The following is an 11,247-nucleotide window of genomic DNA, read 5'->3' as shown; positions in this document are numbered from 1 at the left end:
GGACATTCTTCCCGAGGTGGGAGCGTCCCGCCAGTTGGGGGGCACCGAACGGGGAACTGGCGCAGACCGGGGCGGTAGAGCGGGCAGACCGGACCGAAGTCCGGGCACTTCCGTCGCGGCAGCCTTCCGTCCCGGCTGTCGACCTGATGCACTCCAACAGTGTCGGCCCAACCTGATGCATCGACGAGCCCGTTCGTGGGTGAACTCCTGCTCACCCTCGCCAGCCAGGGGCGCTTGGTGCTGCCGGCGGAGCAGGCCGACGAGGCGATAGCCGCGTTGGAACTCACGCTCTCCGCTGTCCGGGCACGGCTGCGCATCCTGCACATCTGGCAGCACATCCCGACCCAGCGGGTCGAAGAGATCCCCGACGAACTCGCCCTGGACGTGGTCGACGCCCTCTTCGCCGACCAGCTCGCGCCCGGCCGGCTGGAACTGGCGGTGACGGAGATCCCCAAGTACATCGAGGCGCTGCGCCGGGCGCGGCTGGCGCCTCCGGGCGCGGATGGTCGCCTCCGCCGCTGAGCCGTGTCGGCGCGAACCTTCACGGCGGACGGGGCAGTGGTGAAGCCGCTTGGAGATTTTCTGAAGAACCCTTTCGGAGACTCTCCTCGCACCCATGACATGCGGAGGTTTCAGTGGAACAGGTTCGGCTGGTCCTACAGGCGTCAGACCCGATCAGCTACGCGGGACTCGCGAGCTTCCTGAGTTCCTGCCCGACGATCGAGCTGCTGCCCGCCGACGATCGCGCCCGGGCGCAGGTGCTCGTGTTCGGTTGCGAGCAGTTGACTGTGGACGTGGTGGCGATGCTGCGCCGTTCGGCCGTCGAGACGGGTCTGCCGGTGGTTCTCGTACTGCGCGAGATAACCGAGAGTGAGCTTCTCGCTGCGGTGGAATGCCGGGTGGTGGCCATCCTGCCGCGTGCGGCGGTCACCGGCGAACGGCTGGCGCACAGCGTGTCGGCTGCGGCGGGTGGTGGCGGCGTCATGCCGACGAATCTGGTGGGTGAGCTGCTCAAGCACATCGAGCGGCTGCAGCGCGAGGTGCTCGCCCCGAACGGTCTCAACGCCTCCGGCTTGACCCCGCGTGAGGTCGACGTGCTGCGGTTGATGGCGGACGGGTTCGACACCGGCGAGATCGCCGGAAAGCTCTGCTACTCGGAGCGGACCGTCAAGAACGTCATCTACGGGGTCACCCACCGGCTCAGGCTGCGTAACCGCTCCCACGCGGTCGCCTACGCGCTGCGTACCGGCATGATCTGAGCCGAGGTCCGGCAACCTGGCGTGGCCACGGCGTTCGTCCGGTCACCCCTCGGGCCGTCACCACCCCGGCGTCGCCCGGGTTGCTGGCCGTCGGGCCTGTCTCACCATCGGCGGTCACGGAGGAGTGTGGGGGCTCGTTACCTCCTGCCCGGGCTGGGCATTTTGTCTGTCCGGTCAGCGGCGCCTCGAACGAGTTGCTGCGCCACAGAGAGCTGCCGGACGGCCACGGTGAGGCCGGCGACGCAGACGGCGGCGACGAGAACGCCGGTCGTGCCGCCACGTAGGGTCTCGCCGAGCAGCAGCATGCCGATGGTGGTTGCTGCGACCGGGTTGGCCACGGTGCTGACCGGGCGGTGACCGCGCCCACCGGCACGGCCACGACCAGCGTGAGCTGGTCAGGGTCAGGGGGGCCACGGAGCACGAGATCTTCCCGGACTGTAGCGGCTGCGCGCTGGACGCCGTCAACGCCTACCTGACGACCGGAATATTGCCCACCCGCAACATCACCTGCGCCCCGGGCGCGTTCCACTTCCGCACAGGTCCCGATGGTGTTTCAGGTCGGCGGGGCGTGCCGGATTGATGCAGGGCTCAGCGACCAACTCGCGAGCAGGTTCAAGGCGCGTTGGGAGGGTGAATGGGGTTCGGTGCTGTAGAGGAACATGGTGGTCTCTTTGTCGCCGGGCAGGGTGAGTGTTTCGTAGTCGATCGACAGGTCGCCGACGACCGGGTGGCGAAGTCGCTTGGTCCCGTAGGTGCGCTGGTAGACCCGGTGCTCGTTCCACCATTGGTCGAACTCGGGACTCTGAGTGCGTAGGTCGTCGATGAGCTCGGTTAGCGTTCGGTCGTTCGGATGGGCGCCGAACTCGAGGCGCAGGCTCTCCACGGCTGCTCTTGCTTGCTGGTCCCAGTCGACGAACAGTTCCCGGGCTCCGGGGTCGAGGAGTATCCAGCGGGCGTAGTTCCGTTCGCGTGCTGGCATCTGCTCGAAGTCGGCGAGCAGCGCCCGAGCCAGCCGGTTCGCGGCCAGCGCGTGGCTGCCGCGGCCGAGGACGAGTACCGGCACCGTGTCGAGGTTGTCCAGGAGCTGCTGCACGCCGGGCCGAATCCGTTGCACCGCTGGCACGGCTCCCCTTGTGCGACCGCGCGGCGATTCGGTCGAGCCTACGCCGATGAGGTCCTCGAGGTGGCTCCGGCCGGCCGGATCGAGGTGGAGCGCGCGTGCGAGCGCGTCGATCACCGCCGGCGAAGGCACGATGCGACGTCCCTGTTCAAGGCGGGCGTAGTAATCCGTCGAGACCCCGGCGAGCAGCGCCACTTCTTCGCGGCGCAGGCCCGGCACGCGGCGCACACGGGCGTCTGTCGGTAGGCCGGCTCGCCGCGGGTCCTGTTTGCTGCGAGCCCGTCGCAGGAAATCGGCGAGCTCGCGATTGATGGCGGGCATGGGCCCATTGTGCCTCGCGGGCCGGCGGGCTGGGTGGACCTAGGAGTCCTAGGCAGCGCATTCCCAGGTCTGGAAGGGCTCAAGATGACCGCCCACGACGGCCGCGCAACGGACACAGTTGAACTCATACCGATTTCGCCGAATGGCTCGGCGAGACGACACCCCCCGAAAGGACCCTCCATGAGCATCCCCACCGATCGCCCGGCCACCTGGTTCGTGACCGGTACGTCGCGCGGCCTCGGCCTGGAACTGGTTGTTCAGGTACTACAGCGCGGTGACAACCTCGCCGCCACCACCCGCACCGTCGAGCGCCTGACGACTGCGCTCGACGGCCGCGTGGACACCTCGAAGCTGCTCGCCCTCAACGTCGACCTCCGTGACTCCGACGCCGTCGGACGCGCGGTCGAGGAGACCGTCTCGCGCTTCGGCGGCCTCGACGTGGTCGTCAACAATGCCGGCTACGGCTACCTCGGTGCCGTTGAGGAGGCCAGCCCGGACGACGTCCGCGACATGCTCGACGTACAGGTCGTCGGAGTCTGGAACGTCTTGCGCGCCGCCCTGCCGGTCCTGCGCGGCCAGCGCAGCGGTCATGTCGTCACCGTGTCATCCGTTCTGGGTCTCACCGCCGTGCCGGGCTGGGCGCTGTACTGCGCCGGCAAGTTCGCCGTGGAAGGGATCAGCGAGGCGTTGGCGGCCGAGGTCGCGGACTTCAACGTCGAGGTCACCATCGTCGAACCGGGCTATCTCCGCACCGATTTCCTGACCACCGATGCACTGGCACTGCCTGCGGCGCCCTCGGACGCCTACCCGGCCATCCGCGAGATGGTGCACAGTCACCTCGAGCTGCAGGGCAACCAGCTCGGCGACCCCGTCAAAGCCGCCGAGCGGATGATCGAGAAGGTCGTCGCCGGGGGAGGGCCCCTGCGCCTGGTGCTGGGATCGGATTCCCACGCGTACGCCACGGCGAAGGTGGAAGCCCTGCGAGCGAATCTCGATGCCGCCCGTGACACCGCGGCTGCCACCGATCATCCCCGCGCCTGAACCGCGTTCCCGCCCATGACGCCCGCCGGAGAGAAGAGCGACGATGAACAGATCGCCCACCAGATCGGCGCCGTGCCCGGACGGACCTCAGCGCAGTTCGTCGGCGAGCAGCCCCATCACGAACTTGTCGTACCACCGGCCGTCGCGGCGGAAGGACTGCCGCAACCGGCCCTCGTCGACGAAGCCCACCTTCCGGTACACGTGGTGAGCGGCAAGGTTCTCGGTCACCACGGTCAGCGTGATCCGGTGCAGGCGCATGTGGTCGAAGCCGTACCGGCACACGGTACGCATCACGTCGGTGCCGTACCCCTTGCCCCAGTGGTCCTGTTCCCCCAGGTAGATGTCCAGTTCGGCGCAGCCGGTCTCCGCTTCGGCGCCGTGCAACCGGACCAGGCCGATCAGTTGGCCGCCCGTGGTGACCTCGATGCCGAACAGCACGTCGCCGTAGTCGTTGCGGGGTCGTTCGGTCAACCAGGTCCGCACCCGGTCCTCGGTCTGCGGGTAGCCGGCATTCATCCAACGTACGACGGCGGGGTCATGGTTCCAGCGCCACAGCGCCGACGCGTCGTCCGGTCCCATCGCCCGCAGCGTGACCAGCTCGCCCCGTACGTTCATCGTCGTCTCCTCCGGCCGGTCGGTTGGCCGGCCATGGTGTCACCGCGGCCGGTCCCGCTCAACGGGATTTCCTGGGCGGTCCGTTGCCCCGGACGCCCGGAACGGACCGTGACCGACTGGCGGTCACAGTTCGTTGCCGGACGAGGGGCGGCCGGCAGGCTCGCGGTGCGGCGGGCGGTCCGGGCGCAGTGTCGGTGCGAGTGCGGGCGATGGGTGTCGGCTGACCGTGTTCAGGTCACCAACCCGGTCCGGTACGCGTACACCACCGCCTGCACGCGGTCGCGGAGGTCGAGTTTGGTGAGGATGCGCGACACGTACGTCTTGACGGTCTCCTGACTGATCACCAGCCGGGCCGCGATCTCTCCGTTGGACAGGCCGTCGGCGATCAGGCGCAGCACCTCCAACTCGCGACGGGTAAGTCCCACGTCGTTCGGCGTGCCCTCGGCGGGACGGATGCGTGCCGCGTACCGGCCGACGAGCTGCCGGGTCACCTCGGGCGCCAGCAGCGCGGCCCCGCCGGCGATGGTGCGGATGCCGTGCAGCAGCTGCGCCGGTGGGGCGTCCTTGAGTAGGAAGCCGCTCGCTCCGGCGCGCAGCGCCTCGTAGACGTACTCGTCGAGGTTGAACGTCGTCACCACGAGCACCTTGACCGGGTGGGCCGCCCCGACACCGGCCAGCAGTCGGGTCGCCGCGATGCCGTCGAGGACCGGCATCCGGACGTCCATCACCACCACGTCCGGGCGCAGTCGGCCGGCGAGGTCGACCGCCTCGCGCCCGTTTCCGCACTCGCCCACCACCGCCAGGTCGGGTTGAGCGCCGATGATCGTGGCGAAGCCGGTACGGATCAGCGCCTGGTCGTCGCAGACCAGCACCCGGATCGGCGCGGTCACGACGCGTCACCGGTGGGGATGCGGGCCCGGACGACGAAGCCGTCACCGTTCCGGCGCTGCGCGCTGAACTCGCCGCCGAGGACGGTGACGCGTTCGCGCAGCCCGGCCAGGCCGCGTCCGCTCCCGCCCGGGCCTGCGGGGTGCGTACCCGGGCCGTCGGTGCTGACCTCCACCGTGATCTCCCTCTTCCCGTGGTGGACGTGCACGGCGGTGCGGCTGCCGTGGGCGTACTTCAGGGCGTTCGTCAGCGCCTCCTGCACGACCCGGTAGGCGGCGGCCTCCGCGCTGCCGACATGTTCTGCCCGGCGGCCTTCCTGGGTGAACTGCACCGGCTGCCCGGCCTGCCGGGTCTGCTCGACCAGCGCGGTCAGCTCCCCGACGGACGGCACGCGCGGGTCGGCGTCGTGGTCGGGGTGGAGCAGGTCGAGCAGGGTCCGCAGGTCGGTGATGGCACGCCGGCCGGTGTCGCTGATGGCGGTGAGGGTGGTGTCGAGGCGGTCCGGGGCGGCCGTCAGGTAGCGCGCCGCCTCGGCCTGCACGACCATCGCCGTCACGTGGTGGGTCACGACGTCGTGCAGTTCACCGGCGATGCGGGCGCGTTCGGTGGCCCGGGCGGCCGCGGCGGCCCGCTGGCGGCGCTCGGCCTCGGCGGCCCGGCTCTGCCGCAGCCAGGCACCGGCCCCCCAGGCGAGGGCCAACGCCAGGTAGAAGGTGAGGAAACCACCCAGGCCCTCCGCCGACCCCTGCCGGTGCAGGGCGACGGCCAGGGCGACGTACGCGGCGGAGCCCACGACCAGGGTGGTGCGCCGACGACGTTCCAGGTGGACGCCGGCGCTCAGCAACGCGACGGCCAGCGCGGCGCCCGCGACCGTGTGGTAGGCGCGCACCTGGTCGATGGCGAAGCCGAGGGACACCAGGGCGAGGCAGCTCCCGGGCCATCGCCGGCGGACGGCCAGCGGAAGGCACTCCAGGGTGATCGCCACCACGGCCAGCGCGTCGAACGGACGGCCGGGCAGGTCGCCGAGTTGCGTGCTGCGGTCCTGCAGCACCGGCACCGGCGCGCAGGCGAGGGCGATCAGCAGCGCCAGCGGGAGGTCCCGGACCGTGACGGGCCAGCGCCGCCACCGGTCCGTAAGCGTCCGCAGGTCGACCATCAGGAGACGGTAACGTCTGCCGCCGGCGCGTCGACCGGGCGGCGACGCGGGACGATGCGGCCCCGGCGGTGGGCCAGCCCCAGGAACACCACGGTCAGCGCCAGCCCCGCCAGCACCGTGTACAGGCTGGCCTCCGGCCCGAAGTCACCGCCGCTGAGCAGCGTCGGGCCCGACATGGTGGCATCCAGCAGTCCCTTCGACTCGCCGTTGCCGGAGACCACGACGCTGAAGATCCCCCCGGCGGCGAAGTTCCACCCGAAGTGCAGCCCGATCGGCACCCACAGGGTGCGGGTGGCGGCGTAGCAGGCGGCGAGCATGAAGCCCGCCTCGATCGTGATGGCGGTCGCGCCCCACACGCTCGCGTCGGGGTTGGCCAGGTGGATCAGGCCGAACAGCACACCGGTCACCAGCAGCGACAGCCAGGTCCCGAGGCGTTCCTCGACGAGGCGGAACAGCAGGCCCCGGAAGAGCAACTCCTCGGTCACGGCCGCGGCCGCCATGAACCCGAACAGTCCCACCACGCCGGTCACCGATCCCAGGCCGTGCACGTGGTAGCCGCCCAGCAGGGCGATGGTGACGATGACGGCGGCGAACATGGCGAACCCGACCAACGTTCCCCGGACGATCCGGGTGCCGGCGCCGGCCCGGGCCAGTTCCGTGACGTCCCGTCGTTCGGTACGGCGCACCACCCATTGGTACGCGAGGAGCGCGGCCACGGCGGTCGCCGTGCCGAGGAGCAGGGTGAGCCAGGGGTCGTCCTGCACCGCCGCGACGGCCCGGCTGCCGACGAGACCGGCGGCCGCGACGGCCAGGACCTGCTTCAACACACGCATGACGGGTTCCTTTGCGAGGTGCGCGGCCGGAGTGCCGCGGTCACCGGGAACGCTAGGGATTCACGGGCCGGGAATCGTCACCGTGCGGTGGACACCTGCGGGTAGCTCTCGCGGGGGACAAGCCTGGCGTCGCGCAGAGCCAGGCCGGTTGCGTACGACGTCGGCGACCGGTGCTGAGCAGGTGGGTTCGCTGCCGGGGGAGACCCTGCCCGACGGGGGCCTGAGCTGAGGTGGGCGCGCGCCGCCCGCCGGGCGGTGGATCAGGGTGCGGTGGGGCACTCGTCCGGCTGCCAGTTCTTGTCCGGTTCGGCGAAGTGGACCGCGTCGGGGCCACACCAGCAACAGCGGTATCCACTCCGCTGGGAAGTGCGATGATTCGAACAAGGGATTTAACCTTAAGGGTGATGGCAAGGGTTACCCCTCTTGTTTCGAGGCCAAGTTTATCCCATGCAACAGGGGCGGTGATCCGAATGACCCGGCTTACTATGCTCCGTACGTTATTGACCTGTCTAACAAGCTGGATCTCGACCCCAGGGGCGTATTGGCAACATTGATGTTGGAGAGCAGGGTCTGTCTGGGTATGGTTGGTCGGAGTATTTGCGCTCTTCTGCATAGTGTGCAGATGAACGCAGGGGTTCCTGGGCAGGGAGATCGGCTTCCATTGGAATTGTCAATATGGATGCTGCTACCTTTGAGATGATTGCGGCTGCTCATCCCGACGTGTTCGAGGGGAGTCATTGGGAGGGTATCCGTGACTCTCCTGCGCTTGGCATAACTGCGATGGCTTATCGTATGAAGGACTTAAAGAGTCAGTTGCCGGTAAGGCAAGGTGGGGGGCGTCAGTTCACGGAGCCTGAGCTCCTCGATTTCGGATATCGTGGTTATTCATCGGAGATGGGAAAGGTTGCTCGTGGTGTCGAAGTGATGTCCCCCATGGCCAGGAGCACCTGGAGCTATACCGTGGCTATTGGTCGGAGGCATCGGGTGATCTGTCAATCGGGTTACTGGTCATGTGGTTGAGAATCTAGGTTAAGGAATGACGGAGTGGATGGGGAGTTTCGCATTGAGGTCGCGATTTGCCAAGTATCTGACCGGCGCCTTCTTCGCGTGGGGGTTGCAACTGGTATGCGGAACGCTTGCTGCCAATGCGCTCTGGGTGGGATCAGACGACCCTCCTGAATGGACGTTCTATTTCGCATCTACCGGTTGCCTTGTGGTGCCGGCGGTCCTGGTTGCGGGTTGGTTGTTAACTAGAAGTGACAAGACGGTACTCTATGGGCGCGGCGCTCTTTTTGGAATAGTGGTATCAAGTTTATTGCTAATGCTGTCCTTAATTGTAGGATATTCGCCATCGTGGCTCCTCTAGGCTGGGCTTGTCGGGAATCAGGTTCAGGTTTTGTGGTGTTTGATGGGGGGAGGCGGTTGCCCTACGCCGGGTTACGGTTGGTTCGCTCGTCAATCGGCGCGTACCCGGCGGAGTCGAACGGGTTGCTGTCGTCACCGGTCGACAGGTACAGGTTCCCGGCGGTGTCGAAGTCGATGTCCCCGCCGACGTGGCAGCGGATGCCCCGGTCGGCTGGCACGTCCAGGATGGTGACCTGGCTGGACGTGTTCAGCGTCCAGTTGGCGTTGAGGGTGAACCGGGACAGCCGGTTCACGCCCTGCCAGGCGGAGAAGTCCGTGCCGGTGGCCGGGGCGTCCCCGGCGGGGGTGGACAGCGGCGGGGCGTAGTACAGGTAGACGTGCCGGTTGGTGGTGAAGCTCGGGTCCACCCCGACGCCCTGGAGGCCCTCCTCGTCGTGGGTGTAGACGGGGATCGTGCCCACCACGGTGGTGGTGCCGGCCGCATCGGTGCGCCGCAGCGTGCCGTTACGGGCGGTGTGCAACACCGACCGGTCGGGCAGCACCGCGATGGTCATCGGCTCGCCGACCTCGACCACCCCCTTGGCCAAGGTGACCTGCTGGAAGTCGGTGGGGTTGATGGTGTGCGCCTGGGCGGGGGTCGGGCTGCCGAGGGCGACCAGCCCGGCGGCGGCCACGAGTAGCAGTGCGGAGCTGACCGGGAAGACGCGGGGTGGCGGTCGAAGACGTGGCCTACGACGAGTGGTCGGGGCCCTCGTCGGGGTTGCCGCGGTTGCTGGTGCGTTCGCGGGCGGTCTCGGCGGGGCGGTACTGCCGCCGATGCCGGTCGTTGACGGTCGGTAGGTGCGACGGTACGATCAGTTTCATGATCTACTGACACCCGCCCCGCTCGTGCCTGCGGCGACCCTGCCTGATCAGGGGACGCCCGCACGGGCAAACGGATACGAATCGCCTTTCAGGTTCGATCTTTTCTGGTGGCAGGTGTCCAAGTGTCAGACAGTGTCTTCTTGTGTGCCCGTGATGTGGCGAAATCCTATGCTGACCGGCAGGTCTTGGACGGGACGTCGCTGTCCGCGTCCCCGGGCCAGCGGATCGGTCTGGTGGGGGAGAACGGCGTCGGAAAGTCGACGTTGCTGCGGCTGCTGGCCGGGGTGGAGGAGCCCGACGCCGGCGAGGTGCAACGCCCGGCCGACTGCGGTTTCCTGTGGCAGGAGTTGCCGTTCGCGCCGGATGCGGCGGTGCAGGACGTCATCGACGACTCGCTCGCCGGGCTGCGGGCCGCCCGGACCAGGTTGGTGCAGCTCACCGGGGAGCTGGAACGGCGGCCGGACGACGCCGACGTGCTCACCGCCTACGGCGACCTGCTGGAGTGGGCGCAGGACCACGACCTCTGGGACGCCGACCGACGTGCCGCACTCGTGCTGGCCGGGCTCGGGCTGGCCGACACGGAGCGGTGGCGACCGCTCGCCACGCTCTCCGGCGGCCAGCGCTCCCGACTGGGTCTCGCCGCCCTGCTGATCCGGCAGCCGCAGGCGATGCTGCTCGACGAACCGACGAACCACCTCGACGACGAGGCGGTCGGTTTCCTGGAGCAGCGGTTGCGCGGGCTGCCCGGGGTGGTCGTCGTCGCCTCGCACGACCGGCTGTTTCTGGACGAGGTCTGCACCGACATCGTCGACCTGGACCCGACGCGCAGCACGGTGACCCGCTATGGCGGCGCGTACACCGGATACCTGGCGGCCAAGCGTCGGGAGCGGATCCGCTGGGAGGAGCAGTACGCGGCCGAGCAGGAGGAGCTCGAAGAACTCCGGGAGGCCGTGCGGACCACCGCGCGGGCGGTCAACCACGCGCGGACCATCAAGGACAACAACAAGATCGGGTACGACCGGCACGGCGGCCGGGTGCAACGGCAGATCTCCCGGCGGGTGCGCAACGCCCAGCAACGCCTGGACGAGTTGACCCGGGACCAGGTGCGCAGACCCCCGGCGCCGCTGACCTTCGCGGCGAAGCTCACCGGTCTGCCGACGGGCGAGCGGATCGCGGTGTCGTTGTCCGGAGTGCCGGTGGGCGGACGGCTGAGCATCGACCGGCTCGATCTGTCCACCTCGGAGCGCCTGATGGTCACCGGCCCGAACGGCGCCGGCAAGTCCACCCTGTTGCAGGTGATCGCCGGTCGTCTCACTCCGGACGGCGGGGAGGTGCGGCGGGCCGGCGGCGTCAAGGTCGGCCTGCTGGAGCAGGAGGTCGACTTCCCCGATGACGAACTGACCGCGCGGCAGGTGTACGACGCGGCGGCCGGGGCCGACGCGGTGTCGCTGGCGCGGCTCGGTCTGCTGGCTCCGGGCGACGTCGACCGCCCGCTCGGTCACCTCTCCGTCGGGCAGCGGCGGCGGCTGGCGCTCGCGCTGCTGGTGGCCACCCCACCGGACGTGCTGTTGCTGGACGAACCGACCAACCATCTCTCGCTGAGCCTGGTCGAGGAGCTGGAGGACGCGCTGCGGACGGCAGCCGGTGCGGTGGTCGTGGCCTCGCACGACCGCTGGCTGCGGCGCGGCTGGAAAGGCGCCGAGCTCTCCCTGGTCAGCGGCAAGATCGTCTGAATCGACAACCCTCGCGCGCGGAGCACACCCCGTTCGGTTCCTGAACGCGGGA

At 68.9% G+C, this 11,247-nt stretch carries 11 protein-coding genes and 1 pseudogene; 5 read left to right on the top strand and 7 right to left on the bottom strand.

Annotated elements, in window-relative coordinates:
- Window positions 1–159: 159 nt before the first annotated feature.
- The 3 genes from GA0070216_RS23270 (at window position 160) to GA0070216_RS36645 (ending at window position 1,839) form a co-directional block, all read left to right on the top strand.
- Entirely contained in the window at window positions 160–522 is a 363-nt protein-coding gene (locus tag GA0070216_RS23270) for a hypothetical protein (RefSeq protein WP_091250147.1), read from the top strand.
- Between the two features lie 113 nt (window positions 523–635).
- Entirely contained in the window at window positions 636–1,259 is a 624-nt protein-coding gene (locus GA0070216_RS23265; protein ID WP_091250144.1) for a helix-turn-helix transcriptional regulator, read from the top strand.
- 391 nt (window positions 1,260–1,650) lie between these two features.
- Window positions 1,651–1,839: a hypothetical protein gene (locus GA0070216_RS36645; RefSeq protein ID WP_141723170.1), complete on the top strand. Its 189-nt coding sequence runs from the start codon at window positions 1,651–1,653 to the stop codon at window positions 1,837–1,839.
- Here the strand turns inward: GA0070216_RS36645 and GA0070216_RS23260 are convergent.
- A complete protein-coding gene (locus GA0070216_RS23260; RefSeq protein ID WP_091250141.1) occupies window positions 1,813–2,700 on the bottom strand; it encodes a helix-turn-helix transcriptional regulator in 888 nt (295 codons plus the stop codon). The two genes, GA0070216_RS36645 and GA0070216_RS23260, sit on opposite strands and share 27 nt — an antisense overlap.
- 180 nt (window positions 2,701–2,880) lie before the next feature.
- Between GA0070216_RS23260 and GA0070216_RS23255 the strand changes: the two genes are divergently transcribed.
- A complete protein-coding gene (locus GA0070216_RS23255; RefSeq protein ID WP_091250138.1) occupies window positions 2,881–3,741 on the top strand; it encodes an SDR family oxidoreductase in 861 nt (286 codons plus the stop codon).
- 87 nt (window positions 3,742–3,828) lie between these two features.
- Here the strand turns inward: GA0070216_RS23255 and GA0070216_RS23250 are convergent, their stop codons facing one another.
- From GA0070216_RS23250 to GA0070216_RS36200, 6 genes and pseudogenes are all read right to left on the bottom strand, one after another.
- Window positions 3,829–4,356, bottom strand: a complete 528-nt coding sequence (locus GA0070216_RS23250) for a GNAT family N-acetyltransferase (RefSeq protein ID WP_091250135.1) — start codon at window positions 4,354–4,356, stop codon at window positions 3,829–3,831.
- Window positions 4,357–4,586: 230 nt separating this feature from the next.
- Entirely contained in the window at window positions 4,587–5,246 is a 660-nt protein-coding gene (locus GA0070216_RS23245) for a response regulator (RefSeq protein WP_091250132.1), read from the bottom strand.
- Window positions 5,243–6,400: a sensor histidine kinase gene (locus GA0070216_RS23240; protein ID WP_091250130.1), complete on the bottom strand. Its 1,158-nt coding sequence runs from the start codon at window positions 6,398–6,400 to the stop codon at window positions 5,243–5,245. The genes GA0070216_RS23245 and GA0070216_RS23240 overlap by 4 nt, the downstream gene beginning before the upstream one ends.
- Complete coding sequence (locus GA0070216_RS23235; RefSeq protein WP_091250127.1) at window positions 6,400–7,233, bottom strand: CPBP family intramembrane glutamic endopeptidase; 834 nt, start codon at window positions 7,231–7,233, stop codon at window positions 6,400–6,402. The genes GA0070216_RS23240 and GA0070216_RS23235 overlap by 1 nt, the downstream gene beginning before the upstream one ends.
- Window positions 7,234–8,663: 1,430 nt before the next feature.
- Window positions 8,664–9,281: pseudogene (locus GA0070216_RS23230) on the bottom strand (PQQ-dependent sugar dehydrogenase); the annotation flags it as partial.
- A gap of 46 nt (window positions 9,282–9,327) precedes the next feature.
- Window positions 9,328–9,462 (bottom strand): hypothetical protein, encoded by a 135-nt coding sequence (locus tag GA0070216_RS36200; protein ID WP_281190458.1) that lies wholly within the window; start codon window positions 9,460–9,462, stop codon window positions 9,328–9,330.
- A gap of 185 nt (window positions 9,463–9,647) precedes the next feature.
- Here GA0070216_RS36200 and GA0070216_RS23225 point away from each other — a divergent pair, with 185 nt between their 5' ends.
- Window positions 9,648–11,195: an ABC-F family ATP-binding cassette domain-containing protein gene (locus tag GA0070216_RS23225; protein WP_245722660.1), complete on the top strand. Its 1,548-nt coding sequence runs from the start codon at window positions 9,648–9,650 to the stop codon at window positions 11,193–11,195.
- Window positions 11,196–11,247 lie beyond the last annotated feature (52 nt).

This window comes from Micromonospora matsumotoense (genome assembly GCF_900091525.1).
In the GTDB taxonomy this organism is placed as follows: Bacteria; Actinomycetota; Actinomycetes; order Mycobacteriales; family Micromonosporaceae; genus Micromonospora; species Micromonospora matsumotoensis.
The sequence above is the reverse complement of the archived record's forward strand: the minus strand, read 5'-3'. Positions and strand labels throughout refer to the sequence as shown.